Raw genomic sequence first — 26,960 nt, forward strand, 5'->3', positions numbered from 1 at the left:
CATCTGCAGCGTGAAAGACGACGGGAAATTACCCGTCAATCCCTTTACTGCGCAGGTAATCTTCGTAGTTACCGGAGAAGTCGACCACTTTCTCTGGGGTAATTTCAATCACTCGGGTCGCCAGAGAGCTAACAAACTCACGGTCATGGGAGACGAAGATCAGGGTGCCCTGATACATCTCCAGCGCCATGTTCAGCGACTCGATAGATTCCATGTCCAGGTGGTTAGTCGGTTCATCCATGATCAGGATGTTGGGCTTCTGCATCATCAGCTTGCCGAACAACATACGGCCCTTCTCACCACCGGAGAGCACCTTCGCTGGCTTCTTGATATCGTCCTGGCTGAACAGCAAGCGGCCAAGGAAACCACGCACTACCTGCTCATCGTCGCCTTCCTGCTTCCACTGGCTCATCCAGTCAAACACGGACAGATCGTTATCAAAATCGTCAGCGTGATCCTGCGCGTAGTAGCCAATTTGCGCATTTTCAGACCATTTTACGGTGCCGTTATCCGGTGCATGCTCGCCCACCAGCGTTTTCAGCATGGTAGATTTACCGACGCCGTTAGCACCGATAATGGCGATCTTCTCGCCCACTTCCATCATCAGGTTGAAGTTTTTAAACAGCGGACCGTTATCAAAACCTTTGGTCAGCGCTTCCACTTCCAGCGCATTACGGAACAGTTTCTTGTCCTGCTCGAAGCGGATGAACGGGTTCTGACGGCTGGAGGCTTTCACTTCATCCAGTTTGATTTTATCAATCTGGCGGGCACGGGAAGTTGCCTGGCGAGACTTGGAGGCGTTGGCGCTAAAGCGGCTGACGAAGGATTGCAGGTCAGCAATCTGCGCTTTTTTCTTGGCGTTGTCGGCCAGCAGACGTTCACGCGCCTGAGTGGCGGCGGTCATGTACTCGTCGTAGTTACCGGCGTAAACGCGCAGTTCACCGTAGTCCAGATCCGCCATGTGGGTGCAGACCATGTTGAGGAAGTGACGGTCGTGCGAAATGATGATCATGGTGCTTTCGCGTTCGTTCAGCGTCTGCTCCAGCCAGCGGATGGTGTCGATGTCCAGGTTGTTCGTCGGTTCATCGAGCAGCAGAATGTCCGGGTTAGAGAACAGTGCCTGCGCCAACAGCACACGCAGCTTCCAGCCAGGTGCGACTTCGCTCATCAGGCCGTAGTGCTGCTCGACCGGGATACCGACGCCGAGTAGCAGCTCACCGGCACGCGCTTCTGCGGAGTAACCGTCCATCTCGCCGTATTGGGTTTCGAGATCGGCCACTTTGTAGCCATCCTCTTCGCTCATTTCGGCAAGACCGTAGATGCGGTCACGCTCCTGTTTCACTTCCCACAATTCGCCATGGCCCATGATCACGGTATCCAGTACGGTGAAGGTTTCGAAGGCGAACTGATCCTGACGCAGCTTACCGATGCGCTCATTCGGATCGAGTGAGACGTTCCCCAGCGTAGGCTCTAAGTCGCTGCCGAGGATTTTCATAAAGGTTGATTTACCGCTCCCGTTAGCGCCAATCAGGCCGTAACGGTTGCCGCCGCCAAATTTGACGGAAATGTTTTCAAAGAGCGGCTTGCTGCCGAACTGCATGGTGACGTTGCTGGTAACTAACACGGAAGTATCCTGAAATGTGTGACAAACACCATATTATGCCACAATTCCGAATTAGATTCCTGCTTCGAAACGCAGGGCTAAAATGAAACCAAAGGGAAAAAAGTGTGATTTCGTACACATCTGAATTCCCTGCGCGGGGGAATGCACATATAATGCGCTCCCATCCAAGAAAGCATTATTAACCCAACGGCCTGTGGCACGAATCTCGCACAACATGAACATGAAATTAAAAACGCTTTTAGCGGCGGCGTTTGCCGTCGTAGGCTATTGCAATACCGCGTCTGCTGTTACTTACCCGCTGCCAACTGATGGTAGCCGTCTTGTCGGCCAGAACCAGGTCGTGACGATTCCGGAGGGCAACACCCAGCCACTGGAATATTTTGCAGCTGAATACCAGATGGGCCTTTCCAACATGACGGAAGCGAACCCTGGAATTGATGCCTTCCTGCCGAAAGGCGGCACCGTGATGAACATTCCTCAGCAGCTGATTCTGCCGGACACCGTTCATGAAGGTATCGTCATCAACAGCGCCGAAATGCGTCTGTACTATTACCCAGCGGGCACCAAAACCGTAATCGTACTGCCAATCGGTATCGGTCAGTTGGGTAAAGACACCCCAATCAACTGGACCACCAAAGTTGAACGTAAAAAAGCGGGTCCAACCTGGACGCCGACGGCGAAAATGCACGCTGAATACATTGCTGCGGGTGAGCCGCTGCCTGCGGTTGTTCCGGCTGGCCCGGATAACCCGATGGGCCTGTACGCGCTCTACATCGGTCGTCTGTATGCGATTCACGGCACCAACGCCAATTTCGGTATCGGTCTGCGCGTGAGCCACGGCTGTGTGCGTCTGCGTAACGACGACATCAAATTCCTGTTTGAAAACGTGCCGGTCGGCACCCGCGTTCAGTTCATTGATGAGCCAGTGAAAGCGACCACCGAGCCAGACGGTTCACGTTATGTTGAAGTCCATAACCCGCTGTCGACCACTGAAGCACAGTTCACCGAAGGCGAAATCGTGCCAATCTCTCTGACCAAAAGCGTTCAGGGTGTGACCAGCCAGTCTGATGTTGATCAGAGCATCGTAGACCAGGCGATTCAGAACCGTTCCGGTATGCCGGTACGTCTGAACTAAGCGATTGCTGCCAATAAAAAAGCGGGTCTGAGACCCGCTTTTTTTTATCCGTTATTCACCACAATCACACCGCCGTGATCGTAGCGGTAGTGGCAGTGGGCATACTCCAGCGGAGTGCCGTCTTCCAGGTAAATCACCTGCTCCACCTCCAGCACCGGATCGGTTTCCTCGCAGTTCAGGTATTTTTTGTCCTCTTCGCCCGGTTTAAGCGCCCGCACCACACGGTACGACCCCATGATTTTGAGCGACAGCGCATCCTGCACGTAGCTAAAGACTGAACTTTCGAGGTGCGAACGGTTAAGCCCTGGCACCAGGTTCACTGGCATCAGGGTAAACTCCAGCGACATGGGTTCACCTTCCAGCAAACGCAGACGAATGAAGTCATACACCGGATCGTCCGGCCCCACCAGCAGCGAGGCCTGCTCTTTTTCGCTGGGAAAACGCAGCTCAAACTTGATGATTTTACTGGTGACCTGGCCGACATGCTCCCAGGTTTTGGTGGCACCGTAGTAATCGCTGCCGGGTAAATCCCAGCGGCTGAGCTGCAGAAAATTTTTACGAATAAAAGTGCCCTGCCCCTGGCGGGTATAGACCAGCCCTTCGACGATCAGCTGGCGCATCGCCTGCTGAATGGTCATCCGGCTGGTGCTGAATTCATCCGCAAGGGCAAACTGATCGGGCAAGGGCTCGCTGGCGTTATACCGCTGGCTGAGGATTCGCTGTTTGATTTCCCGCGCAATAAGTATGTATTTCGCCGCCATTGCCTTTCCTTAGTTTTATTCAGTTATACCATTGTTTTTTAAGGCCACTCTCTCGGCTATCTTGAGGAAAGGCAGGTAGAAGAATACACCAAAGATGATGATTATCAACTGAACGACCACCGCCCGCCAGTCCCCGGCAGTGGCCAGCCAGGCGCTTAAAACTGGCGGTGTCGTCCAGGGGATCATCACCACGCATCTCGACATTAGCCCCAGCGTTGTGCAAAGCCAGGCGAAGTAAATACCGATGGCGGGCAACAGCACAAAGGGAACCATTAGCGGCAGGTTAAAAACGATCGGCAGGCCGAAAATCACCGGTTCGTTGATGTTAAACAAGCCTGGAGAGATCGAAAGCCTCGCCACCTGGTTAGCCGATTTTTGCTTTGAGAAAATAAATATAGCGATCAGCAGGGAGAGCGTGCTGCCCGTGCCACCAATCATGCCAAAGGTCGGCACAAAGATGCTGTTGATAATATGTGGAATCGGCTGCCCGTTGGCAAAGGCCAGCATGTTCTCGTTGGTATTGATGAGCAGGAACGGCTCCAGGATCACGCCGTTCACCACCGACTGATGGATACCCAGCGTAAACAGGAAGTTGCCGAAGCTATAAATGAAGAGCGTGCCCGGCAGACTGGTGTTGATCAACCGCAATGGTTGCTGAATCAGGGTGGTGATCAGATGGATCAGATCGGTGTGCAGCACGTTCGCCAGCAGCGCGGCCACAATGGCAAAACTCGACAGTGTGATGATGGTCGGAATAAGCGCCGAGAAAGACTTGCCCACCGCAGGCGGCACGTTTTCACCTAACGAAATGTTGAGTTTTTTGATACTCGCAATGCGAATAAACAGCTCGGTCGACAGCAGGCCGATAATCACCCCGGCGAAAATCCCGGTCGAACCAATGTTACCGAAGGAGAGCATCTGGCTGACGGTCACTACTGCTTTGCCGCCTTCAGGTATCACCTCCAGCTTCATCGGCATCATCATGATGTAGCTCGACAGCGCAATCACCACTGCCGAAACCGGGTTGTCAAAATTGCGGTTGCGCGCCAGTGACCAGGCGGTCATGGGCGCAATCAACAGCGCCGCAATGTTCAGCGTGCCATTAATGATGACATCCCCCCAGATTTTGAAACGCGCCAGCGTCTCACCTTCCAGGACCCACGGGAAGACCACGTTGTTTACCAGTACCGCCAACCCGGCCAGGATAAAAATCGGCATCACGGCGGCGAAGGCATCCCTTAGCGATCGTAGATGTACCTGACCTGCCAGGCGAGCGGAAAAATCGACAAACCTGTCGACAAAGGACGGCGTACTTTCGGTCTGTTTTGTGTCAGACATAATGGTCTCCCGTGAATGGCAGAAGCGGCCTTACGCTTTACATCTCGCGCCCGTTGGTGTGGATCACCTGTTTGAGCCAGGCGTAACTCTGTTTCGGAATGCGTTTCATGTCTTTCAGGTCATGGTTTTCACGGTTGACGTAGACCACGCCGTAGCGTTTACGCATATCGCCCTGCGAGCTAAGAATGTCGATAAGTCCCCAGCCGAGGTAGCCAATCACATGCGCACCATCTTCAAACATGGCGTCCTTCATGGCCTGCAGATGGTCGCGGTGATAAGCCACACGGTAGTCATCCTGAATCGGGTTCACGCCATCCCAGCTTTCAATCACTCCAATACCGTTTTCAATCGGGAAGACCGGCAGCCGCCAGTCGTTGTAGTAGCGGGTGATGATGGTACGAAAACCGAGCGGGTCAATCTGCCAGCCCCACTCTGTCGCCTTCAGATGCGGGTTGGGTACATCGCCCTGTTGCAGGTAGTAGTTGACCGGCGCGTCGGGGGTGATGGCGTCGCTGTCCATCGTTTTACTGGCGTAATAGCTGAAGGCCATGTAGTCGCTTTTCACCTGGCTGATGAGCGTTAAGTCTTCAGCCCGATAAATGTCGCCAAAACCTTCGCGTTCCACTACCGCCATCACCGCCGGGCTGTAACCCTGGCCGGCGAATACCCGCAGCAGATTCTGGTTGAGGAATTCGTCGTACTGCTGAGCGCAGAAAACGTCGCGCGGCTTGCAGGTTGCCGGGTACACAAGCTGGTGCGCCAGCATGCCGCCCATCAGCTTGCCAGGTTTCGTCTTATGCAGGTATTGGGTGAGTTGCACATGGGCCATCATCACGTGATGCTGAATCTGATAGAGCTCGCGCAGGGTTTTATCGCCCTTGAGATAACCGCCCACCTTGAAAGCTTCCGGCATGTGGTAGATGTTTTGTTCGTTAAAGGTCAACCACCAGGTCACCCGGTCGCCGAAGCAATCCATCATCTTCTGCCCATAACGCACAAAGGCATCCAGCACACGACGGTCGGTGAAGCCGTTGTATTTTTCCGCCAGCGCCAGCGGCATATCGAAGTGGTACAGGCAGATCATCGGCGCAATGCCACGGGCAATGAGATCGTTAATAAAGCGATCGTAAAACGCGATCCCCTCTTCATTGAACGCACCGTCACCGTCCGGGCAGACGCGGCTCCAGGAAATCTGGAAGCGATAGCAGTTCATACCGAGATCCTGCATACAAACAAAATCTTCGTCATAACGGTGATAGGAATCGGTCGCCACTTTCCAGTCAGAGGCAAATTCGCTGGCTTCACGAATGTCGTACACCGACGGCCCCTTCCCGCCTTCGTTCCATGCCCCTTCGGTCTGCATGCTGGAAACCGAATTGCCCCATAAAAAGCCTGGCGGTAGCGTTTTAGTCATCTCGTCATCTCCGTGTTTACATGTAAAGTCATTTCATTTTCATGACTAGTCATATAGACAAACATGGAAAGTCAGACTACGAAGACGATCGTTTTTTGTGACTCGTGTGGAGAAAAAAGCGTCAGAAAGAAAAAGCCCCGGTGAGCTGAAAAGCACACCGGGGCCAGGTTTACGAAGGGGATTATTTGGCTAACTGATTGCGACGATACTCGCCCTGGCGCTCCAGCATCCAGCCCGGATATTCACGCGGTAACGCACTGACCGCATCGAGCTGGCGCAGTTCGTCTTCGGTCAAACGAATATGGGTCGCGGCGATGTTGTCATCGAGTTGTTCCTGGCGTTTGGCACCAATGATCACGCTACTTACCACCGGCTGGTGCAGCAGCCAGGCCAGCGCAATTTGTGCTACCGACACCCCTTTCGCCTCGGCGATAACGCGCATCACATCCACGCAGTCAAAGGCGCGGTCTTTGTTCACTGGTGGGAAATCAAACTCCAGCCGGCGGCTGCCCGCTTCACTCTGCCCGTCGCGACCATATTTGCCGCTTAACAGCCCACCCGCCAGCGGGCTCCAGACCATCAGACCGACGTTCTCACTCTGCATCATCGGCACCAGTTCACGTTCCAGATCGCGCCCGGCGATAGTGTAGTAAGCCTGTAACGAGGCAAAACGCGCCAGCCCCAGACGTTCAGAGATCCCCAGCGCCTTAGCGATTTGCCAGGCCGCCCAGTTGGAGACGCCGATGTAGCGCACGTGGCCGTGCTGCACAAGATTATCGAGTGCATAGAGCATCTCTTCCATCGGCGTTGCCGGGTCAAAGCCGTGCAACTGGTAGAGATCGATATGATCCAGTTGCAGACGCTTCAGGCTCTCTTTCACGCTGCCGATGATGTGATAGCGCGAACTGCCTCGCGAGTTAACGCCTGCGGTCCCGGTTTCGCCAAAGACTTTGGTCGCCACCACCACGTTCTCACGCGGAATTTTCAGGTTTTTCAGCGCCTGCCCGGTTATCTCTTCCGAACGGCCCTCAGAGTAAACGTTGGCGGTATCGATAAAGTTAATGCCCGCATCCAGCGCGCTGCCGACCAGCTGATCCGCCTGAGCCTGACCCAACTGGCCGATTTTGCTCCACATCCCGCTTTCACCACCAAAGGTCATGGTGCCAAGGCATAATTCAGACACAAACAGACCGGTATTGCCGAGTTTTTGATAACGCATGGGGCGTCTCCTCTCACTGTTGGTTGACGCAAATAGTTATACGCAAAACGTGGCGTGCCGGAATGTGATGTTCCTGTCTGTTTCTTGCCCAATCCTCTGAACTTATCCGCGCGGGGCATCACCCAAAACGTTGTAATCCGGCAATCGCACGTTCTGATACGGCTCCCAGCCACCGCCGAGTGCCTTATACAAAGCCACTAAATCGAGGCTGCTCTGCACTCGCGCCTGCGCGCGCTGCTGCTCGGCCTGTGCCAACTGGCGCTGGGCATCAAGCACATCGATAAAGGTCGCAATACCCTGACGGTAGCTGTCACTGGCCAAATCAAAGGCGTTATGCAGTGCCTCGATGGTTTTTTCCAGCCCCGCTTCACGCTGCTGGTCGCTGCGGTAGCTGACCAGTGCGTTTTCCACATCCCCCAGCGCTTCCAGCACCGTCTGGCGGTAGTTGAGCACCGCCGCCCCCTGCTGGGCACGGGCCAGTTTGACGCTGGAGACCAGTCGTCCACCCTGGAAAATGGGGATCGAGATTTGCGGGCCGAAGCTGTAAAAATGGCTGCTCCAGTCGGTCAGCCAGTCCGTTTCGCTGTTATGCAAGCCAAACTGCCCGCTGAGCGACAGGCTGGGGAAAAGCTGGGCCACCGAGACGCCAATCTGTGCCGTTGCTGCGTGCAGAGACGCTTCAGCTTCACGCACATCCGGGCGGCGACGCGCCAGGGTGGACGGTATCCCGGTGGGGACGATTTTTGGTAACGCAGGCAACGGCTGCACACTGCGCAATTCTCCATCAAGCGCGCCCGGTGGCTTGCCGAGCAGAATAGCCAGCGCATTCATCGCCTGCCGCTCCTGGGCCTGATACTGCGGCAGTTGCGCTTCCAGATTGCCCACCTGCGCGCGGGCATTTTCCACATCCAGCTGCGGCGATAGCCCTCCACGCTGGCGGTTTTCCGTCAGTTCAAAGGTTTGCCGGGCTGTATCGATTTGGGTTTGTAAGGTGGTGATAATGCTTTGCGCGCCGCGCAGTTGCAGCCAGGCACGCGCCACTTCCGCCTGCAGTGAAACCAACGCATCGTTGCGCTGCTCTATAGCCTGCTGTTGCTGAGCTTGCGAAGCCTCTACCTGACGGCGCACTTTGCCCCACAAATCCAGCTCCCACTGGGCGTCGAAGCTGCCCTGGTAGAGATTTACCGGCTGGGTTAATGACCCCAGCGCACCGGAGATTTCCGGGTCGACGTTATCCAGTTGCCCGGCAACGTCGTGGGATTTGAGTTCCCCTTCCAGCCCAAGCTGCTGCCGGGTGGCTTTGAGAGTGCCATTGACCGCCGGTAAATATGCCCCACCGGCCTGGTTTATCTGTTCACGTGCTCCGGCAATGCGCAGCACCGTCTGTTGCAGTGACAGATTACCGGCAATCGCTCGGTCAATCAGGCTGTCGAGCTGAGGAGAGTTGAACGTCTTCCACCAGCGGGGATTGGTCGCCTGAGGAGCCGCTTGCGACGCCACGCTTTTGTCCCCCGGGTCGTTCCAGCGCGCCGGGGTCTGAGGTTTGGGCTGCTGATAGTCCGGCCCGACTGCGCATCCTGCCAGCAACAGTGACAACATCATCAAAGAGAGACCACGCCTGGACATATTAATGTGCTCCTGCGCTACCTTCGCTCTTGATCGGCGAAAGCAGTAAACAAAATGGAATCAAGAGAAACGCCACGACCGCCAGCAGCGTGAATACGTCGATATACGCCAGGAATCGTGCCTGGGCGATCATGGTTTTGTACATCTGCCCCGTTGCCGTATTCAGCGCATCACCGGTGATGGAGGTGAAATTACGGATGGCATCCGCCGACTCGCGCAGTGCCAACTGGAACGACTCATTAAAGGGTGAGGCATGCGTCGAGAGATGGGCGCTATGGGCCTGAGAGCGTTCAGTTATGGCCGCCGTCGAGAGCGAAATACCTATCGAACCCGCGACGTTTCGGAACATGGTAAAGAGCGCGGCCGCATCAGCGTTGAGCTGTCTGGGAATGGTAATAAAGGCGATGGTGGTAAGCGGCACAAACAGGAAGCCTAAACCTATCGACTGGGCGCTACGGAACAGCACCAGGGTTTCAAAGTCGATATCGGGCGTGAGCGTGCGTGACCACCAGAACGATGCCCCGAGGCAGAAAAAGCCGAAGGCGATAATCCACCGCGTCTGCACGATCGGCATCAGTTTGAGCACCAGTGGAATGGTCAGCACAATAAGCACCGCACCGGGTGACAGCACCAGCCCGGACCAGGTGGCGGTATAGCCCAGATCCTGCTGCGCCAGTTGGGGAATCACCACCGAGCTACCGTAAAGGATCATCGCCATCCCAGCCATCAGCAGACTGGAAACGGCAAAGTTCTTATCCGCCATACAGCGCAGATCCACCACCGGCTTTTTGGCGTACAGCAGCCAGTAAATGGCACCAATGATGCCGATCATCGTCAGGACCGCGAAGGTACGGGTAAAATCTGAGGCAAACCAGTCCTCATCTTCCCCTCTGTCGAGCATGACCTGCAGGCAGCCGAGCCCCAGCGCAATCAGGCTGATCCCCGTCCAGTCAATCGAGAGCTTGTCTTTCGATTTGCGCTCCCAGGGCGGATCTTCCAGCAGCGGATAAATTGCCAGCACCGTGACAATCCCAACCGGGATGTTAATAAAGAAGACCCAGCGCCAGGAGTAGTTATCGGTTATCCAGCCGCCAAGCGTTGGCCCCAGCACCGGGGCGACGATAATCGCAATCGATGACAAGCCAAAGGCTTTACCCCTGTCCTCCGGCTTGAAGTAATCAAGCAGAACCGACTGCTGCGTCGGTTGCAAACCGCCGCCAAAGAAGCCCTGCAAAATACGAAACAGAATGATTTGCCATAGCTCCGTGGCGATACCGCATAAAAACGAACAGACGGTGAACATCACAATGCAGATCAAAAAGAACTGTTTGCGACCAAAGACCCGACTAAGAAACGCCGAGATAGGCAGGACGATCCCGTTTGCTACCAGATAACTGGTCAGCACCCAGGTTGATTCGTCATAGCTGGCGGAGAGTGAACCCGCCACGTGAGGAAGCGCAACGTTGACAATGGTCGTGTCGAGAATTTCCATAAACACTGCCAGCGTCACGACCCACGCCACCGCCCAGGGGTTACTGGCCGGACGCCAGTTTTCATGGCTGACGTCCGTCATTCCAGCGTGACCTTAGGTTCAACGGATAAGCCGAGCGGCAGCGGACGGTTGGCGTCCAGCCCTTTGTCGATGACGATTTTCACCGGCACGCGCTGGACGATTTTAACAAAGTTGCCGGTGGCATTTTCTGACGGGAAGGCCGAGAACTTCGAACCACTGCCCTGCTGAATGCTGTCGATATGGCCTTCAAGCTCCATGTCCGGCCATGCATCCACTTTTACCGTCACTTTGTTGCCCGGCCGCATGCGCTCGAGCTGCGACTCTTTAAAGTTCGCCGTTACCCAGATTTGCGGTGAGACCAGCGAAAAGAGCGCCGTTCCCGCCTGCACCAGCGTGCCAATCTGCACGTTGCGTTTGGTGACAAAGCCGTCAAACGGCGCACGCACTTCCGTCCAGGAGAGATTCAGTTCAGCGGTTTCGAGTTGAGCTTTGGCCTGATCGACCTGACGCTGGCGCGCCTCGACGTTGGTTTCCTGTTGTCGTACCTGTAACTGAACCTGTTCGGCGACCTCAAGCTGTGCCTGCGCACTGGCAAGCTGGGCCTGAGCACTGCGTAACTGGGCGTTGGCACTGTCGATATTTTGTTGGGTGGTGGCACGCGGGTCAACGCCGCGCTGGCGTTTGTAAGCCGCCTGGGCGTTGGCTAAATCGGCCTGGGCTTTCAATACCTGCGCTCTGGCTTCATCGCGCTGTGCCGGGTATTGCACTTTGGAAAGGTCAAGCTGCGCCTGGGCCTGGTGAAGCTGCGCCTGCGCAAGTCCCAACTGTGCCTGAGCCTGGTCGCGCTGAGCGGTGGCATCACGTGGGTCAATCACCAACAGCAGATCACCCTTCTTAACCTGTTGGTTATCTTTGACCCGCAGATCGGTCACGTAACCCGCCGCTTTCGGTGCAATGGTTACCGCATCGCCGTCGGTAAAGGCGTCGTCGGTAGTCTCTTCATTGCGGGTCATCATCCACCAGACCAGGGCTACGATCACCATCACAATGACCACAATGCCCAGTATGATCAGGGGCTTTTTTCCGGGGCGTTTGCGGGGGGGTGTTTCTTCATTTTGCTGCCCGTTCTCAGGCGTGGTGGTGGTTTCAGCCATAGCTTGCAACAGTCCTGTTAGTAAACGACGTGGCAATTACGTCGTTTACTAACCGTAGAAGCTTGCTATACATTTGCCAGGATAAACTGACAAATCAGCACTATCTTAGAAGAAGCAGCAATCCGTAACCGACAAGAGCGGCCCAGAGCAACATGGGGAGGGAATAAAGGTGGAAACGCCACCAGATGCGTCGATCGTTGGCCATTCGCAGGGCAATCAAATTTGCCAGGGAGCCTGGCAGGAGTCCAAAACCGCCTACGTTGACCGCCCAGGCCAGCAGCGTATCCGGTTGAACATAGTTGAGCAGCAAAATAGTCGCGGGCACGTTACTGATAAATTGCGACAATCCAATGGCGGTTAGCCATAGGCCTGACGAGGAAAGCTGGCGGGTGGCACTCAACAGGTCGTGCAGGAATGGCAGTTGAATCAGCAAATGTACATCAATAAACATCGCCATAAAGACCAGTAGCAACGTCCAGTCAACGCTCAATACCACCCGACGGGCGAGCACAATAAAGCCCGCCGCAACCAGAGCGAGTCCCCAAAGCTCCTGCTTCAGTTCAAGTGCCGTAATAAAGACGAGATAGAAACCGAGACAGGCCCAGACCAGACGCGGCTGCCAGTTCGGATTTGTGGCACCGCTATGGTAACGCAGCGCGTTCTTGGGAAAGCAGAACCAGCAGAGGATCAGCAGCGAAACCATCATCGCCAGCGCCAGGGGAGCCATCTGCCCGATAAACGCCAGGAACGAACTGCCGGATCGCCCCCAGAGCAGAATGTTTTGCGGATTCCCGATGGGGGTTAACAGCGAACCTGCATTGACCGCCAGCGCTTCGAAGATGATCAGTCGGTTGACCGGGATTTCGCAGAGCTTTTTTAGCGTAATGGTTAGCGGCACCACAATAAACAGTGCCACATCGTTGGTCAGGAAGGTAGAGAGCAGTGCGGCGGCCAGCACCATAAACATGGCCAGCTGCCGCTCGTTGCCAAAACGGCGAACCATGCGCCGCCCTAACACATCAAAATAACCGCTCATCTCTACCCCTTTGGTCAGCAGCATTAATCCACTCAGGGTAATAATGGTGTGCCAGTCAATGGCCGCTGGCCATTTTGCGGGCGCAAAAGGGACCACAAAACAGAGACCGATACCAATAAGAAGTAAGAGATGTAAGAAGTGATCCCGCATTAAGGCGCGGAGAAACGGCAGGTTCATTCAGGCGGTAACCCATGTTGTTGCGTAAAGAGGCGAAAACGCTCCAGCGTCTCTTCGCTCACGTGATGCTCCATACCTTCCGCATCGCGACGGGCGATATCAGGGCTGACACCCAAAACCAATAAAAAGCTTTCGACTATCTGGTGACGTTCACGGCTGGCCTGCGCCAGTTTTTCCCCTTCCGGCGTCAGAAATACGCCGCGCCAGGGAATCTGTTCAATCAATCCTACCGTTGCCAGTCGTTTTAGCATTTTGGCAACGGTAGGTTGTGAAACGCCTAAACGAGCCGCCATATCCACCTGACGAGCTTCCCCCACTTCGCCGATCAAATCAGAAATCAGTTCGACATAATCATCAATCAGCTCGCGACGATGCGCTTCGCGCACCTGACGAAAGCCTTCGACATGCTCTTCAACATTTACCAGCGTCACTTTTTTTATTGTTTGCTTTCCTGCGCGACGATTCATTGTGCTTCCTCTGAGGTGTGACGCGACATCCGCGCCATAAGAGAGGCCTCATTGTAAACCAAACGTGAAGCAGCACAAAAAATTAACGCATTAGCCATAGCTATAAAATATAGCCTATGCTATATCTGTATGCATAACGTTCACTGCCATACAGGAAGGGCAGGCAGGAACGAAGAAGTAAGGAGGTCACCATGAATGAATTTAAGAGGTGTATGAGCGTGTTTAGTCACTCCCCCTTTAAAGTACGTTTGATGCTGCTCAACATGTTGTGCGACATCATCAACGGCAAGCCTAAAAAAGACGATAAGTCTTCACACTAAATGCGGCGTCGCGGTACGCCGCTTCATTTTTCCGTCACAATCCCCCGTTATACTTGGCCTTACCGACCATAATTCCCGCTTATTTTCGGAATTTGCTGTGTTCCTCCCAAAACAATCCCTTAGCGGGTGTTGACCTTCGTCGTCGCTCACTTTATCTTTGCGCTGCCCTGCACAAATTGCGGCTCGCAGAAGTGGACCACTCCCCTCTCCACGCACTGTCCGGCAGGTATTGACCCTTACGCCAGGGTGTTCACATGGCGTTTTCGTGATAGTGACTATGAGCCTAATAATCAAAGAACCTCTTGTCTCCCGTGGGCAAGCGTTAAGCCCGTGGACAGGCTTCTACTTTTTACAATCTATCCTGATTAATCATGCCCTTGGCTATGAATTCAGCTTACTGTATGCGGTGGTGCTGACCTGCTTTATGTGGGTTATGTGGCGTCATGCGCCGCGCACGCAAAAAGTGTTGATCGGAATTTTTTCGCTCGTAGCCGCGTCTTATTACCCGTTTGGTCAAGCCTACGGCGCACCTAACTTTAATACCTTGCTGGCGCTGCACTCTACCAACATGGAAGAGTCAACAGAAATCCTGAAGATCTTCCCGTGGTATCACTATGCTGTCGGCCTGGCTATCTTCGCCCTGGGCGTCGTGTCGATGCGCCGTAAAGCGGAACGCAAAATCCCTTGGGTAAAATGGGATACTCTCGCTGCGGTGTTCTTGTGTCGCCTGCTATTTTGTTGGTCCGGTGCAAAACTATTTCCGTGGCTATGATGTGCATCTGCGCGACACCGGAATTCCAGTGCTGCGTTTTGTGCGCGACGTCGTGGTCAATAACCAGGGCGTCATCGACGAGCAGGCAAGCATGGCGCAGCTCGCGAATATGAAAGATTCCTGGAATGTGACCGCAGTTAAACCGAAGTATCACACCTATGTAGTGGTGATTGGGGAAAGCGTACGCCGCGATGCAGTGGGTGCGTTTGGTGGTCACTGGAATAACACCCCGTTCGCCAGCCAGGCCAACGGTACTTTCTTTATGGATTACATCTCTGCCAGCGGCTCAACGCAAAAATCCCTGGGGCTTACCCTTAACCGCGTGGTGAACGATAAACCGGAATACCAGAACAACTTCGTCACACTGGCTAACCGTGCAGGTTTCCAAACCTGGTGGTTCTCCAATCAGGGGCAGATTGGCGAATATGATACCGCGATTGCCAGTATCGCCAAGCGTGCGGATGAAGTGCAGTTTCTGAAAAATGGCGATTTCGAAGCAGACAAAAATACCCGTGACGAAGACTTGCTGAAGATGACGTCACAAGTGCTCTCCACCCATCGTACACAGACACAGCTCATCGTCCTGCATTTGATGGGTTCACACCCGTCAACCTGCGAGCGCTCTGGCGACAAATACAATGAGTTTGTGCAGTCGAAAGAGACCTCCTGCTATCTCTACTCCATTACCGCGACGGATGAACTTCTCGGTAAACTCTATTCGCAGCTCAATAATAGCGGTGAGAGTTTCTCCATTGCTTATTTCTCCGATCACGGATTAACGTTCAGAGAGCGCGGTAAAGAAGTGCAGTATCTGGCGCATGACGACAAATTTCAGCAGAACTTCCAGGTACCGTTCATGGTGATTTCAAGCGATGACAAAACGCATCGGGAGATTAAAGCGCGTCGCTCAGCGAATGATTTCCTGACCTTCTTCTCGCAGTGGACGGGAATTAGTGCGAAGGAGATTAAAAATTCGTACCCGTTTATGTCCGAGAAAAAAGCCGGGCCAGTCTACGTTACCAACTTTAAGTTACAGAAAATTGACTACAGCCGCCTGGCAACAGATATTTTTGAACCGCGTAACCGTTAAGTTCTGCGCGTAAAGCAGACAAAAAAAATCCGCCATCAAGGCGGATTTTTTTATGGGTTACCGAATTAGAAACGGTAGCCGACGCCTGCGATCCAGGTACCAACGTCAACGTTACGGATGCGAGACTGCTCGTAGGAGAAGTCCAGTGCAACGTTTTCAATCGGGTTGAACTGCATACCTGCGCCGTAGGAGAAACCGTAGTCGCTGTTGCTTGCAGTTTTGATCTGATCTTCAGACTGCTGGAATTTACCGTAGCCTACACCCACAACACCGTAGATGCTTGCCCAGTCGTTCAGACGATAAGCCGGACCTGCGGTGATACCGTAGTACTGACCTTTGTTGTAATCGTTGCCTTCAAAACGATCTTTCTCGGTGTAAGTGAAGGAACCAATCACACCCAGCGGGCTGTTGTCTTCTTCATAACGGTATTTCAGGTTGAAACCGTTCATTTTGTTCTGTACGCCCTGCGCGTCGCTCTGAGCATAACCACCGGTAACGGTAGAAGTTGCAGCGGAAGCAGTACCTACGGAAACAGCCAGAACTGCGGCCAGTGCTGAAAGACATGCAATTTTTTTCATAACCACCTCAAATGTGCTTCAAGTAAATCCTAAGTTTTAAATATATCAAAAATTGTTAAGAAACTCTTCGGGATTAACGATGTCTAAAGAGCCCTTTCATGTAACAGAACATTTCTTCTGCTTACTAACTCTTTCAATAAACAGTCGTTTTTCCACATAACATGCCATTATGAAGGTTCAATAGCGGCATGTTCATCCAGATTAATCCTAATCGGACAGGTTAATTAACCATCAGATGCATTCTATTTTACCTGGTTTGCGCCGTTGATTTTCAACAAAGCCTCAACCAGCCGGGTCTATTTCAAGTAGACTCATTGTTTTACTTCTATTGACATAATTTGACGGGGGGAAAGGATGCCAGGGGTGTCTCGTAAAATGCCGGTCTGGCTGCCAGTCATCGTGCTGCTGGTGGCAATGTGTTCTATTCAGGGTGGCGCTTCGCTGGCTAAATCATTGTTTCCTTTAGTTGGTGCGCCGGGTGTTACCGCGCTACGTATCGCACTGGGTACCGTCATTCTGATTCTGGTCTTTAAACCCTGGCGACTGCGATTTACCCGCGAGCAGCGTCTGCCACTGGTCATGTATGGCCTGTCGCTGGGTGCAATGAACTACATGTTTTATCTTTCTATCCAGACCGTTCCGCTGGGTATTGCGGTCGCACTGGAATTTGTTGGGCCGCTCTCCGTTGCCCTTTTTGGCTCTCGCCGGGCTATTGATTTTCTATGGGTTATTTTGGCTGTTGTCGGCCTTTGGTATTTATTACCGCTGGGTGACAATGTTTCCCATGTGGATTTAATCGGTGCCGCTTATGCATTAGGCGCAGGGGCATGTTGGGCGATTTATATTATTTCCGGCCAAAAAGCGGGAGAAGAGCATGGTCCAGCGACAGTGGCGATGGGTTCGTTAATTGCTGCCATCATATTCGTACCTTTAGGTACATTCCAGGCAGGAGAATTATTATGGCACTGGTCCATCCTTCCAGTTGGCCTGGCCGTGGCTATATTATCTACCGCTTTACCTTATTCACTTGAAATGATTGCCCTGACGCGTATACCTACGCGTACCTTCGGCACATTGATGAGCATGGAGCCAGCGCTGGCTGCCATGTCGGGCATGGTGTTTTTAGGGGAAACTCTGAATCTTCAACAGACTATAGCGCTCATGTGCATTGTCATCGCTTCAGTCGGTTCCACGCTCACGTTGCGTAAAGAGAGTAAAGTCGAAAAAGTGGATATTGGTTAAGATCAGTATTCAGCATGACCGTCGGGGTCATGCTGAATAAATACGCATAACATTACTTCTCTCTTCATGTAATATTTTCATACACCTCAAAACATTTCAATATATAAAAAGACCACAGTTAATGTGTCGCTTTATATTTATGAGAAAGGTTCTAACTTGATAATAATTATTATTTAAACTCAGATTAAACTTAATTAATACCGATGCTATCGGACTGATAGGTATATTCAAATTATCACTCTGAAATCTGGTGCTATACTTAGTTTCAGTCATTACCTGGGACACTAACATCAAGAGGATATGAGATTATGAGTACCGCTAAACTGGTAAAAACGAAAGCGTCTAATCTGCTTTATACCCGCAACGATGTATCGGACAGCGATAAAAAGGCGACCATCGAGTTGCTCAATCGCCAGGTGGTCCAGTTCATTGACCTGTCACTGATTACTAAACAGGCCCACTGGAACATGCGTGGCGCAAACTTCATCGCCGTTCATGAGATGCTGGATGGCTTCCGTACCGCGCTGGTGAATCATCTGGATACGATGGCAGAACGTGCCGTACAGTTAGGTGGCGTTGCACTGGGAACGACTCAGGTTATCAACAGCAAGACTGCGCTGAAAAGCTACCCGCTGGACATCCACAGCGTGCAGGATCACCTGAAAGAACTGGCAGATCGTTATGCAGTTGTGGCTAACGATGTGCGCAAAGCAATTAGCGAAACGAAAGACGAAGATACAGCGGATATTTTCACTGCTGCATCGCGCGACCTCGATCAGTTCCTGTGGTTTATCGAATCTAACATCGAATAAACCCATAAGCTGTCATAATGACCCTTTTGCGCGCCACGCAAAAGGGTTTGCACTTTTATGGTGCGTTAGTTTTTTTACCTCCTCTCAACACCCCCCTTCTCTGTTATCATCACTTCACAAAATTGTTATGAAAAGATTGTTTAATGGTGATTTTCCGCGCTAAATTGCCATGAATGTGTGCAAGCAATGTTCACGCACCAATTAAGAGCCCCAATTTGGTGCAGAAGACCTGTCAGGCAACCATTATCGTGCTATTTCAGAATCTCGCCTCTTTACAAAACAACGGGTTGTAAACCTGGCATGATTTTTTCATACTGCGTACGTTCTCGCAGGGGATTGCCCCGTGGATATAAAAGGAAAAACTATGAAGTCTGTATTCAAACTTTCCCTGGCTACACTCGCACTCGCTTTCGCTGTTTCTTCCCAGGCCGCAGAAAAATTAGTTGTCGCGACTGACACCGCATTCGTTCCTTTCGAATTCAAACAAGGTGACAAGTACGTCGGTTTTGACGTTGACCTGTGGGCTGCTGTCGCTAAAGAATTGAAACTGGATTACGACCTGAAGCCAATGGACTTCAGCGGCATCATCCCTGCGCTGCAGACCAAAAACGTTGACCTCGCACTGGCCGGTATCACCATCACTGACGAACGTAAAAAAGCGATCGACTTCTCTGATGGCTACTACAAAAGCGGTCTGCTGGTAATGGTTAAAGCCAGCAACAACGACGTAAAAAGCGTTAAAGATCTCGACGGTAAAGTGGTAGCAGTGAAGAGCGGCACCGGTTCTGTTGATTACGCTAAAGCGAATATCAAAACCAAAGACCTGCGTCAGTTCCCTAACATCGACAACGCCTACATGGAACTGGGCACCAACCGTGCTGACGCCGTACTGCACGACACACCGAACATTCTTTACTTCATCAAAACCGCTGGTAAAGGCCAGTACAAAGCGGTTGGCGAGTCTCTGGAAGCGCAGCAATACGGTATTGCGTTCCCTAAAGGTAGCGATGAACTGCGTAACAAAGTGAACGGCGCGCTGAAAACACTGCGTGAGAACGGCACTTACAACGAAATCTATAAAAAATGGTTCGGTACCGAGCCTAAATAAGAATGTTGTCTTAGCTATTAGTCTGCCCGCTGACGCTATGCTTATCGGGCAGACTAAAGCTGGTTTATCACCCGTAGGCCAGACTTCTGGCACTATGGGTGTTTGTATATCGCCACCACGGTTTACAGGAATTCATCATGCAGTTTGACTGGAGTGCCATCTGGCCCGCCATTCCGCTTCTGATTGAAGGTGCCAAAATGACGCTATGGATCTCGGTCCTTGGCTTAATTGGCGGCCTGATTATTGGTTTAGCGGCAGGTTTCGCACGCACCTTTGGCGGTTGGATTGCCAACCACATCGCGCTTGTCTTTATCGAAGTTATCCGCGGTACCCCTATCGTTGTTCAGGTGATGTTCATCTACTTCGCCCTGCCAATGGCATTCAACGATTTACGTATCGACCCTTTCAGCGCCGCCGTGGTCACCATCATGATCAACTCGGGCGCCTACATTGCGGAAATCACCCGTGGTGCGGTTCTCTCCATCCATAAAGGCTTCCGTGAAGCGGGGCTTGCACTGGGCTTGTCCAGAGGCGAAACCATTCGCCATGTGATCCTGCCGCTGGCACTGCGACGCATGCTGCCACCGCTGGGTAACCAATGGATCATCAGTATCAAAGATACCTCGCTGTTTATCGTGATTGGCGTGGCCGAACTGACCCGCCAGGGCCAGGAAATCATCGCCGGCAACTTCCGCGCACTAGAAATATGGAGCGCCGTTGCTGTTGTCTATCTGATCATTACCCTGGTACTGAGCTTTGTTCTGCGCCGCCTTGAAAGAAGGATGAAAATCCTGTGATTGAATTTAAAAATGTTTCCAAGCACTTTGGGCAAACTCAGGTGCTGCACAATATCGACCTGAATATCCAGCAGGGCGAAGTCGTCGTGATTATCGGACCGTCCGGCTCGGGTAAATCTACTCTGCTGCGCTGCATCAACAAACTCGAAGACATCACCAGCGGTGAACTGATTGTTGATGGCCTGAAGGTCAATGACCCGAAAGTTGATGACCGCCTTATCCGCCAGGAAGCGGGCATGGTGTTCCAGCAGTTTTATCTGTTCCCGCACCTGACGGCGCTGGAGAACGTGATGTTTGGCCCGCTGCGTGTACGTGGTGCCAAAAAAGCGGATGCCGAAAAACTGGCGAAAGAACTGCTGGCAAAAGTCGGCCTCGCAGAACGTGCGCATCACTATCCTTCTGAGCTTTCTGGTGGTCAGCAGCAGCGCGTGGCGATTGCCCGTGCGCTGGCAGTGAAACCGAAAATGATGCTGTTTGATGAGCCAACTTCTGCGCTCGACCCGGAACTACGCCATGAAGTGCTGAAAGTCATGCAGGATCTGGCCGAGGAAGGGATGACCATGGTCATCGTTACCCACGAAATCGGCTTTGCTGAGAAAGTGGCTTCGCGCCTGATCTTTATTGATAAAGGCCGCATTGCTGAAGATGGCAATCCGCAAACGCTGATCGAAAATCCGCCGAGCCCACGTCTGCAGGAATTCCTGCAACACGTCTCCTGATTTTCAGTACGCGACAACGTACTGCTCAAGCCGGGTTCGCCCGGCTTTTTTACGCCAGAATCTTCCCAAATCCTCCCCTCCCCCGCTTGCCATCTATACTTATCATTTTGCTACTGTTTTTCATTGGAGGAAGCTGTGCCGTGGATCCTGCTGCTGCTTGTTACTCTCTTCTGCGCGCCGGTACAAGCCGTTACCATACCGGGCGTCACCACAGGTGCCACGAGTTCAACAGCACCCGCTGCGACTCCTGAACCGGACGTCGAGCAGAAAAAAGCCGCTTATGCCGCACTGGCTGACGTGCTCGATAATGAACAATCCCGCCAGGAACTGATCGATCAGTTGCGTAAAGTCGCCACGACGCCACCACAGGAACCGGTTCCGATCATTACTCCGCCAGCGATCGCCGAGCAGAAAACCGTACTGGAAAAAGTCACCGAGGTCAGCGGCTATTACGGGGAGGCCTTCTCCTCGCGCTTTGCCCAGCTTTATCGCAACATCACCGGCTCACCGCACAAGGCATTTAATTCACAGACCTTCTCCAACGCGGCAACCTACTTTTTGCTGCTGGCAGCATTAGTCTTCGCCTTCTGGTTCCTCGTACGCTTTAGCATGATGCCGCTGTATCGCAAAATGGGGCATTGGGGGCGGCATAAAAATCGCGACAGAAGCAATTGGCTGCAGTTCCCGTCGATGATCATCGGCGCTTTTATCATTGACTTGTTACTACTGGCCCTAACGCTGTTTATCGGGCAGTTACTCAGCGCTAATCTCAATAACGGCAACCCTACCATCGCCTTTCAGCAGAGCTTATTCCTGAACGCCTTTGCGCTGATCGAGTTCTTCAAAGCCATTCTCAGATTGGTCTTCTGCCCGCGTATTCCTGAGCTGCGCCCGTTCAGAATTACGGATGAGACAGCGCGCTACTGGCACATGCGACTGAGCGCCCTCAGTAGCTTAATTGGCTATGGACTGCTGGTTGCTGTACCCATCATCTCCAATCAGGTCAACGTGCAGGTTGGCGCACTGGCGAACGTGGCGATCATGCTGTGCATTACCGTCTGGGCGCTGTACCTCATCTTCCATAACAAGAAGGTGATTCAGCAGAACCTGCATACCCTTGCTGACCGCTCCCTGGCCTTCTTCAGCCTGTTTATCCGCGCTTTCGCCCTTGTGTGGCACTGGCTCGCCAGTGCCTACTTCATCGTGTTGTTCTTCTTCTCGTTGTTCGACCCGGGTAACAGCCTGAAATTTATGATGGGGGCGTCAGTCAGTAGTCTGGCTATCCTGAGCATCGCCGCGTTTCTCTCCGGCATGTTGTCACGCTGGATCAATAAGACCATCACGCTGTCACCGGAAACGCAACGTAATTACCCGGAGCTACAAAAGCGGCTTAACGGCTGGCTCTCTACTTCACTGAAGGTCGCACGCATTCTTGTGGTTTGCGCCACGGTACTGCTGCTGCTTAACGCCTGGGGATTGTTCGATTTCTGGTACTGGCTGACCTACGGTGCAGGAGAAAAGGCAGTCGATATTCTCATCCGCATCGCCCTGATCCTCTTCTTCTCGGCGGTAGGCTGGACGCTGCTGGCGAGCATCATTGAGAACCGTCTGGCGCTGGATATTCATGGTCGCTCGCTGCCCAGCGCTCGCACACGTACGCTGCTGACGCTGTTTCGCAACGCACTGGCGGTGATCATCAGTACAATAACTATCATGATTGTGTTGTCGGAGATTGGCGTCAATATCGCACCTCTGCTGGCGGGGGCCGGGGCGCTAGGGCTGGCAATTTCCTTTGGTTCGCAAACGCTGGTGAAAGACATCATCACCGGGATTTTCATCCAGTTTGAAAACGGCATGAACACCGGCGATCTGGTGACCATTGGCCCGCTTACGGGAACCGTTGAGCGTATGTCGATACGCTCGGTGGGGGTACGCCAGGATACCGGGGCCTATCACATCATTCCCTGGTCCTCGATCACGACCTTCGCCAACTTTGTGCGCGGCATTGGGTCGGTGGTGGCGAACTACGATGTGGACCGTCATGAAGACGCAGAGAAAGCGAAGAAAGCGCTGGCAGATGCCGTGGCTGAGCTGATGGAGATGGAGGATATTCGCGGACTGATTATTGGTGCGCCGTCGTTTGCGGGGATTGTTGGACTGACTAACACCGCTTTTACCATTCGTGTGACCTTCACCACGCTGCCGCTGAAGCAGTGGTCAGTGCGTTTTGCACTCGACAGCATGGTGAAGAAACATTTCGATCTGGCAGACGTGCGTCCACCGGTGCAAACCTATCAGGTGCTGCCTGCCCCGGTTAGCCAGCCGCATGCGGCGACTTTACCACAGCCGCCTGCTGAGCCGACGTTGTAAAACTTAGCCTTTGAAACGGGTATGCGCCCAGCGCTTGCGCTGGGCATCATCCATAAAGGTCCAGGCGATAAAGCGGCTTTGCTTCTGCCCTTGCGCCATCTCTTTTTTCACTACTTTCACTGCACCGGCCTGCGTTAGCGCACGGTAGAGCAGCGGCAAATTATCGCCGCGAGAGACCAATGAACTGAACCAGAGGACCTGGCGAGCAAACTGTTTGCTCTCATCAATCATTTTGCTGATGAACGCCACTTCGCCGCCTTCACACCACAGCTCCTGCTTCTGACCACCGAAGTTGGCTTCGCTGTCTTTGCTCAGTCCCAGGTTGTGGCGTTTACGCTCACCACCCTCTGCGGCCGCCTCCGCACTGCTGTGGAACGGCGGGTTACACAAAATGGCATCGAAGCATTCATTCTTGTGAATGATGCCCGGCAAAATCAGCGCAGCATCTTTCTGGCGACGCAAGCGAATAGAACGAGTCAACCCTGGGTTGGCGTTCACAATTGCCAGCGCACTGGTCAACGCTTCCTGATTCACTTCACTGCCTGTAAAACGCCAGCCGTATTCATGGACGCCAATCAGCGGATAGATGCAGTTTGCACCGGTACCGACATCCAGCACGCTGGCCTGTGTGGGCACGACACCTTCATTGCTTTCTGCCAGCAGGTCGGCCAGATGGTGGATATAATCCGCACGTCCCGGGACCGGTGGGCACAAAAAGCCCGCAGGAATATCCCATTCGTTCACGCCATAAAAATGCGCCAACAGCGCCTTGTTCAGCGTTTTGACCGCCTGTGGGTCAGCAAAATTGACCGTGGCATCGCCCGCCGGGTTAGCGGTAATAAATTCACGCAAGGACGGCGTCTTCTCACAGAGGGCGTCGAGATCATAGCGGCTATGGTGGCGGTTACGTGGGTGTAAACCCGGCTTCTGGTCATTCATGGCATTCTCCTGTTGGCAGCGGCGTAAGATACCCGTTGACGGCGGCAGGGTAAATAAGTGAGGTTAAAGAAACTCTCATTCCCGGACACTCACCATGTATTTTTATGAACCCGCTCAGGGCCACGGCCTGCCACACGACCCGCTGAATGCCATCATTGGTCCTCGCCCTATCGGCTGGATATCGTCATTAAACGGCAACGGTCAGCAAAATCTCGCACCCTACAGCTTCTTTAACTGCTTCAATTATCGCCCGCCGATCATTGGCTTTGCCAGTAGCGGCTGGAAAGACAGCGTGCGCAACATTGTAGAGACAAAAGAGTTTGTCTGGAACCTGACGACCCGCACGCTGGCTGAGAGAATGAACGAAACCTCAGCCTCACTTCCACACGGAGAAGATGAGTTTGCCTTCGGCGGACTGACACCGCTTGCCAGCCGCATCGTTAAAGCACCGCGTGTCGCAGAGAGTCCAGTACATTTTGAGTGCCGTCTCTCCCAGTGTATTCAACTGACCAAAGCTAATGGCGAGACGCTGGACACCTGGCTGGTGCTGGGTGAAGCGGTAGCGATTCATATTGATGAGTCACTGCTGGAAAACGGCGTATATCAAACAGCCAAAGCACAGCCGGTTTTGCGCGCAGGTGGCCCCACGGCTTATTACACCATTACAGAGGCGCAGCGTTTCGATATGCGTCGCCCGGACGACAGATAATTCTTTTTCAACACGACGTCGCCCGCCACGTTCGCGGGCTTTTTTATGTGCGCCACTTGAAATGGCGAAAAAATGCACAAATATTCATCTTAAGAATGGTCAACAATAAGGTGATGGCGATGGCTTCCGGTTGGGCTAATGATGGTGCAGTGCAGGATCAGATCGACAGTACTATTGAAGATGCGGTTGCGAGGGCGCGTCACGACCTGCCGAAGGGAGAGAGTTTGACGGAGTGTGCCGAGTGTGGGGAACCTATTCCCGACGCGCGCCGTAAAGCGATTCCCGGCGTACGTTACTGTTTGCAATGCCAGCAGCAGAAAGATTTACATAACTCGACACATGCAGGATATAATCGCAGAGGATCGAAAGATAGCCAGCTTCGTTGACTGTTCTTTACCTTCAAACCCAGCGCAAGCGGTTTCGCCGTTGCGCACACTTTTTCCGTTAAAAAGTAGCAATCTGTGCCTAAAATTTCCGTCCTGCATAGCGCAACGGCAATATATATAATCCGCATGAATAAATCACAATTAATTCATTGACTTATTGCTTGTTCAATTTTTTTAAACAAGGTCGTCAATTCTCTTAGATTTTCTCGCTCACAAAAAACCGTGATACTTATCACATCGACGGAACATCGTCCCCTTAACAGAATAACCTGCGAGAGATTAACCATGAAAACCATCAAATATGCTGTAGCTGCTATTGCCCTTTCTACTCTGTCCTTCGGTGCCTTTGCGGCAGAATCTATTACCCCGGCTCAAGCTCAGGGTATGAACAAAATCGGTGTGGTTTCTGCTGATGGCGCAACGACACTGGATGGTCTGGAAGCAAAACTGGCTGAGAAAGCTGCTGCCGCTGGCGCAACGGGTTACAGCATTACTTCCGCGAACAACAGCAACAAAATGAGCGGCACCGCTGTTATCTACAAGTAACTGAAATGAATTTTTACCCCGTAGATTAACCCTCTAACGGATGCTCCACCCTCATTGACCCTGCTGTTATTACCCTTTTTTGGCCCGTCCAGTGATGAGACGGGCTTTTTTTTGCCTGTTAGTCAGAAACTTTGTGCAATTCGTGCCAGCCCGGCATCAAGCGATTCGCTCGCTCCGGTCGCCACCAGACAGCACGCCATCTCAATTTTCAACGATTCCGGCACCGGTTCGCTTCCCGCCAGGCAGCGTTCAATCCAGCGTGCGGTGGTTTCCGGATCCTTCGCCGTCGGCAGCACGGCATCGACCGGGATATCCTGACGCTCAAACAGCACGCGGGAACCCTGGGCATCAATCAGATTGATCTGCGGGCAACGCTGCGGATTGGCGTACACCTCACCTTCCGTTCCATGCATCAACAAACCGCGACCGCCAATATCAGCAAAGAATTTGCCTACGCGCTCCACATACTCCGGGTGAGAAACGCTGGACAGACGCAACGCAGCGTCTTTCTCAAACGGCGTGGCGAGCTTTGCCAGGGTATGCGCGCTGTTACGCACGCCCATCACCCAGCGCAGCGAAAGCTGTTTTTCCAGTGGCGGACACAGTGCGCTCACCGGCATAAAGACCGGCTGGTGCCCTTCAAGCTTCGCCTGCGCCTGGCCTGCATGGTGTGTCGCCTCAATGCCAAGCATGGCAAAGATGGTCTCACTGACCACGCGGGTGGGGTCCACACTCACCCCGTGCACAACAACCGGAAAACCGAGCTTATTCAGCAGAATCGCCAGCAGAGGCGTCAGGTTCGCTTGTTTACGCGCACCGTTGTAGGTGGGGATAACAATCGGCATTGGCTTAGCGACTGGCGGGGTCAGGCGAATAGTCTGCTGCTGCATAGCCTCATAGAAGCCGAGCATTTCTGCTTCACCTTCACCTTTAATACGCAGGGCCAGCAGAATGCCGCCCAGTTCCAGATCCGGGACATCGCCATTTAACATCCGGGAATACAATCCACGGGCAGTGTCAAAATCCAGATCGCGGGCGTGGTTCTTACCCCGACCAATCTCTTTAATGATTTTGCGGTAATCCATCAACACTCCTCACTGACTCACAT

24 protein-coding genes and 1 pseudogene are annotated in these 26,960 nt (G+C 53.0%); 12 read left to right on the forward strand and 13 right to left on the reverse strand.

Annotation, left to right across the window (positions count from 1 at the left end; all coding sequences use genetic code 11):
- Window positions 1-28: 28 nt before the first annotated feature.
- Entirely contained in the window at window positions 29-1,624 is a 1,596-nt protein-coding gene (locus tag AC5JPW_RS06810; RefSeq protein ID WP_494239115.1) for an ABC-F family ATPase, read from the reverse strand.
- Between the two features lie 214 nt (window positions 1,625-1,838).
- On the opposite strand from AC5JPW_RS06810, the gene ldtB reads away from it, so the two are divergent.
- A complete protein-coding gene (gene ldtB / locus AC5JPW_RS06815) occupies window positions 1,839-2,759 on the forward strand; it encodes a L,D-transpeptidase (protein WP_494239117.1) in 921 nt (306 codons plus the stop codon).
- Between the two features lie 44 nt (window positions 2,760-2,803).
- Here the strand turns inward: ldtB and AC5JPW_RS06820 are convergent, their stop codons facing one another.
- The 9 genes from AC5JPW_RS06820 to mntR form a co-directional block, all read right to left on the reverse strand.
- Window positions 2,804-3,520, reverse strand: a complete 717-nt coding sequence (locus AC5JPW_RS06820) for a GntR family transcriptional regulator (RefSeq protein ID WP_494239119.1) — start codon at window positions 3,518-3,520, stop codon at window positions 2,804-2,806.
- Between the two features lie 15 nt (window positions 3,521-3,535).
- Complete coding sequence (locus tag AC5JPW_RS06825; protein WP_494239121.1) at window positions 3,536-4,858, reverse strand: PTS sugar transporter subunit IIC; 1,323 nt, start codon at window positions 4,856-4,858, stop codon at window positions 3,536-3,538.
- A 37-nt stretch (window positions 4,859-4,895) separates the two neighbouring features.
- Window positions 4,896-6,272, reverse strand: coding sequence for a glycoside hydrolase family 1 protein (locus AC5JPW_RS06830; RefSeq protein ID WP_494239122.1), 1,377 nt, complete (start codon window positions 6,270-6,272; stop codon window positions 4,896-4,898).
- A 181-nt stretch (window positions 6,273-6,453) separates the two neighbouring features.
- Window positions 6,454-7,491 (reverse strand): aldo/keto reductase, encoded by a 1,038-nt coding sequence (locus AC5JPW_RS06835; RefSeq protein ID WP_494239124.1) that lies wholly within the window; start codon window positions 7,489-7,491, stop codon window positions 6,454-6,456.
- A gap of 102 nt (window positions 7,492-7,593) precedes the next feature.
- The gene (locus tag AC5JPW_RS06840) at window positions 7,594-9,117 is read right to left on the reverse strand and encodes an efflux transporter outer membrane subunit (RefSeq protein WP_494239126.1); all 1,524 of its coding nucleotides are present in this window, start codon (window positions 9,115-9,117) and stop codon (window positions 7,594-7,596) included.
- 1 nt (window position 9,118) lies between these two features.
- Window positions 9,119-10,690 carry a DHA2 family efflux MFS transporter permease subunit gene (locus AC5JPW_RS06845; protein WP_494239127.1) on the reverse strand — a complete coding sequence of 524 codons (1,572 nt, stop codon included), beginning with the start codon at window positions 10,688-10,690 and terminating at the stop codon, window positions 9,119-9,121.
- Complete coding sequence (locus AC5JPW_RS06850; RefSeq protein ID WP_494239128.1) at window positions 10,687-11,784, reverse strand: HlyD family secretion protein; 1,098 nt, start codon at window positions 11,782-11,784, stop codon at window positions 10,687-10,689. The genes AC5JPW_RS06845 and AC5JPW_RS06850 overlap by 4 nt, the downstream gene beginning before the upstream one ends.
- Window positions 11,785-11,884: 100 nt before the next feature.
- Complete coding sequence (locus AC5JPW_RS06855) at window positions 11,885-12,997, reverse strand: anion transporter (RefSeq protein ID WP_494239129.1); 1,113 nt, start codon at window positions 12,995-12,997, stop codon at window positions 11,885-11,887.
- Complete coding sequence (gene mntR, locus AC5JPW_RS06860) at window positions 12,994-13,464, reverse strand: manganese-binding transcriptional regulator MntR (RefSeq protein WP_494239131.1); 471 nt, start codon at window positions 13,462-13,464, stop codon at window positions 12,994-12,996. Before mntR ends, AC5JPW_RS06855 begins: the two co-directional genes overlap by 4 nt.
- Before the next feature lie 191 nt (window positions 13,465-13,655).
- Between mntR and mntS the strand changes: the two genes are divergently transcribed.
- Together mntS and AC5JPW_RS06870 are read left to right on the forward strand one after the other, a co-directional pair.
- Window positions 13,656-13,784 carry a manganase accumulation protein MntS gene (mntS, locus tag AC5JPW_RS06865; protein ID WP_494239132.1) on the forward strand — a complete coding sequence of 43 codons (129 nt, stop codon included), beginning with the start codon at window positions 13,656-13,658 and terminating at the stop codon, window positions 13,782-13,784.
- 277 nt (window positions 13,785-14,061) lie between these two features.
- Window positions 14,062-15,646, forward strand: a pseudogene (locus tag AC5JPW_RS06870) (phosphoethanolamine transferase).
- Between the two features lie 65 nt (window positions 15,647-15,711).
- Here the strand turns inward: AC5JPW_RS06870 and ompX are convergent.
- Window positions 15,712-16,224, reverse strand: a complete 513-nt coding sequence (ompX, locus tag AC5JPW_RS06875; RefSeq protein ID WP_494239134.1) for an outer membrane protein OmpX — start codon at window positions 16,222-16,224, stop codon at window positions 15,712-15,714.
- A 354-nt stretch (window positions 16,225-16,578) separates the two neighbouring features.
- Here ompX and rhtA point away from each other — a divergent pair, with 354 nt between their 5' ends.
- The 6 genes from rhtA (at window position 16,579) to ybiO (ending at window position 23,272) form a co-directional block, all read left to right on the forward strand.
- Window positions 16,579-17,466 (forward strand): threonine/homoserine exporter RhtA, encoded by an 888-nt coding sequence (gene rhtA, locus AC5JPW_RS06880; protein ID WP_494239136.1) that lies wholly within the window; start codon window positions 16,579-16,581, stop codon window positions 17,464-17,466.
- Window positions 17,467-17,774: 308 nt separating this feature from the next.
- The gene (gene dps / locus AC5JPW_RS06885; RefSeq protein ID WP_494239138.1) at window positions 17,775-18,278 is read left to right on the forward strand and encodes a DNA starvation/stationary phase protection protein Dps; all 504 of its coding nucleotides are present in this window, start codon (window positions 17,775-17,777) and stop codon (window positions 18,276-18,278) included.
- A gap of 364 nt (window positions 18,279-18,642) precedes the next feature.
- Window positions 18,643-19,386, forward strand: coding sequence for a glutamine ABC transporter substrate-binding protein GlnH (gene glnH, locus AC5JPW_RS06890; RefSeq protein ID WP_494239139.1), 744 nt, complete (start codon window positions 18,643-18,645; stop codon window positions 19,384-19,386).
- A 137-nt stretch (window positions 19,387-19,523) separates the two neighbouring features.
- Window positions 19,524-20,183 carry a glutamine ABC transporter permease GlnP gene (gene glnP / locus AC5JPW_RS06895; protein WP_437431002.1) on the forward strand — a complete coding sequence of 220 codons (660 nt, stop codon included), beginning with the start codon at window positions 19,524-19,526 and terminating at the stop codon, window positions 20,181-20,183.
- On the forward strand, window positions 20,180-20,902 hold the full coding sequence (glnQ, locus tag AC5JPW_RS06900) for a glutamine ABC transporter ATP-binding protein GlnQ (protein WP_494239141.1): 723 nt from the start codon (window positions 20,180-20,182) through the stop codon (window positions 20,900-20,902). Before glnP ends, glnQ begins: the two co-directional genes overlap by 4 nt.
- A 135-nt stretch (window positions 20,903-21,037) precedes the next feature.
- The gene (gene ybiO / locus AC5JPW_RS06905; RefSeq protein ID WP_494239143.1) at window positions 21,038-23,272 is read left to right on the forward strand and encodes a mechanosensitive channel protein; all 2,235 of its coding nucleotides are present in this window, start codon (window positions 21,038-21,040) and stop codon (window positions 23,270-23,272) included.
- Window positions 23,273-23,275: 3 nt separating this feature from the next.
- Here the strand turns inward: ybiO and rlmF are convergent, their stop codons facing one another.
- Window positions 23,276-24,211 carry a 23S rRNA (adenine(1618)-N(6))-methyltransferase RlmF gene (gene rlmF, locus AC5JPW_RS06910; RefSeq protein ID WP_494239144.1) on the reverse strand — a complete coding sequence of 312 codons (936 nt, stop codon included), beginning with the start codon at window positions 24,209-24,211 and terminating at the stop codon, window positions 23,276-23,278.
- A 94-nt stretch (window positions 24,212-24,305) separates the two neighbouring features.
- Between rlmF and AC5JPW_RS06915 the strand changes: the two genes are divergently transcribed.
- The 3 genes from AC5JPW_RS06915 to ybiJ all read left to right on the forward strand — a co-directional run bounded on the left by AC5JPW_RS06915 (window position 24,306) and on the right by ybiJ (window position 25,852).
- A complete protein-coding gene (locus AC5JPW_RS06915) occupies window positions 24,306-24,920 on the forward strand; it encodes a flavin reductase family protein (protein ID WP_494239145.1) in 615 nt (204 codons plus the stop codon).
- A gap of 119 nt (window positions 24,921-25,039) precedes the next feature.
- Window positions 25,040-25,306 (forward strand): DksA/TraR family C4-type zinc finger protein, encoded by a 267-nt coding sequence (locus tag AC5JPW_RS06920; protein ID WP_494239146.1) that lies wholly within the window; start codon window positions 25,040-25,042, stop codon window positions 25,304-25,306.
- Window positions 25,307-25,591: 285 nt separating this feature from the next.
- Complete coding sequence (ybiJ, locus tag AC5JPW_RS06925) at window positions 25,592-25,852, forward strand: DUF1471 family protein YbiJ (RefSeq protein ID WP_494239147.1); 261 nt, start codon at window positions 25,592-25,594, stop codon at window positions 25,850-25,852.
- A 122-nt stretch (window positions 25,853-25,974) separates the two neighbouring features.
- Here ybiJ and ybiB read toward each other — a convergent pair whose 3' ends face one another.
- Complete coding sequence (gene ybiB, locus AC5JPW_RS06930; RefSeq protein ID WP_494239148.1) at window positions 25,975-26,937, reverse strand: DNA-binding protein YbiB; 963 nt, start codon at window positions 26,935-26,937, stop codon at window positions 25,975-25,977.
- Window positions 26,938-26,960: the final 23 nt, after the last annotated feature.

This window comes from Phytobacter sp., from assembly GCF_059074235.1.

What these genes read in the sequence shown, in the direction of transcription:
- mntS (WP_494239132.1), top strand. Translation starts at nt 13,656, where the DNA reads ATGAATGAATTTAAGAGGTGTATGAGCGTGTTTAGTCACTCCCCCTTT.
- dps (WP_494239138.1), top strand. Translation starts at nt 17,775, where the DNA reads ATGAGTACCGCTAAACTGGTAAAAACGAAAGCGTCTAATCTGCTTTAT.
- rlmF (WP_494239144.1), bottom strand. Translation starts at nt 24,211, where the DNA reads ATGAATGACCAGAAGCCGGGTTTACACCCACGTAACCGCCACCATAGC.
- glnH (WP_494239139.1), top strand. Translation starts at nt 18,643, where the DNA reads ATGAAGTCTGTATTCAAACTTTCCCTGGCTACACTCGCACTCGCTTTC.
- ompX (WP_494239134.1), bottom strand. Translation starts at nt 16,224, where the DNA reads ATGAAAAAAATTGCATGTCTTTCAGCACTGGCCGCAGTTCTGGCTGTT.
- ldtB (WP_494239117.1), top strand. Translation starts at nt 1,839, where the DNA reads ATGAACATGAAATTAAAAACGCTTTTAGCGGCGGCGTTTGCCGTCGTA.
- AC5JPW_RS06850 (WP_494239128.1), bottom strand. Translation starts at nt 11,784, where the DNA reads ATGGCTGAAACCACCACCACGCCTGAGAACGGGCAGCAAAATGAAGAA.
- AC5JPW_RS06835 (WP_494239124.1), bottom strand. Translation starts at nt 7,491, where the DNA reads ATGCGTTATCAAAAACTCGGCAATACCGGTCTGTTTGTGTCTGAATTA.
- AC5JPW_RS06845 (WP_494239127.1), bottom strand. Translation starts at nt 10,690, where the DNA reads ATGACGGACGTCAGCCATGAAAACTGGCGTCCGGCCAGTAACCCCTGG.
- ybiB (WP_494239148.1), bottom strand. Translation starts at nt 26,937, where the DNA reads ATGGATTACCGCAAAATCATTAAAGAGATTGGTCGGGGTAAGAACCAC.
- AC5JPW_RS06920 (WP_494239146.1), top strand. Translation starts at nt 25,040, where the DNA reads ATGGCTTCCGGTTGGGCTAATGATGGTGCAGTGCAGGATCAGATCGAC.
- AC5JPW_RS06825 (WP_494239121.1), bottom strand. Translation starts at nt 4,858, where the DNA reads ATGTCTGACACAAAACAGACCGAAAGTACGCCGTCCTTTGTCGACAGG.
- mntR (WP_494239131.1), bottom strand. Translation starts at nt 13,464, where the DNA reads ATGAATCGTCGCGCAGGAAAGCAAACAATAAAAAAAGTGACGCTGGTA.
- AC5JPW_RS06915 (WP_494239145.1), top strand. Translation starts at nt 24,306, where the DNA reads ATGTATTTTTATGAACCCGCTCAGGGCCACGGCCTGCCACACGACCCG.
- AC5JPW_RS06830 (WP_494239122.1), bottom strand. Translation starts at nt 6,272, where the DNA reads ATGACTAAAACGCTACCGCCAGGCTTTTTATGGGGCAATTCGGTTTCC.
- rhtA (WP_494239136.1), top strand. Translation starts at nt 16,579, where the DNA reads ATGCCAGGGGTGTCTCGTAAAATGCCGGTCTGGCTGCCAGTCATCGTG.
- glnP (WP_437431002.1), top strand. Translation starts at nt 19,524, where the DNA reads ATGCAGTTTGACTGGAGTGCCATCTGGCCCGCCATTCCGCTTCTGATT.
- AC5JPW_RS06855 (WP_494239129.1), bottom strand. Translation starts at nt 12,997, where the DNA reads ATGAACCTGCCGTTTCTCCGCGCCTTAATGCGGGATCACTTCTTACAT.
- AC5JPW_RS06820 (WP_494239119.1), bottom strand. Translation starts at nt 3,520, where the DNA reads ATGGCGGCGAAATACATACTTATTGCGCGGGAAATCAAACAGCGAATC.
- ybiJ (WP_494239147.1), top strand. Translation starts at nt 25,592, where the DNA reads ATGAAAACCATCAAATATGCTGTAGCTGCTATTGCCCTTTCTACTCTG.
- AC5JPW_RS06840 (WP_494239126.1), bottom strand. Translation starts at nt 9,117, where the DNA reads ATGTCCAGGCGTGGTCTCTCTTTGATGATGTTGTCACTGTTGCTGGCA.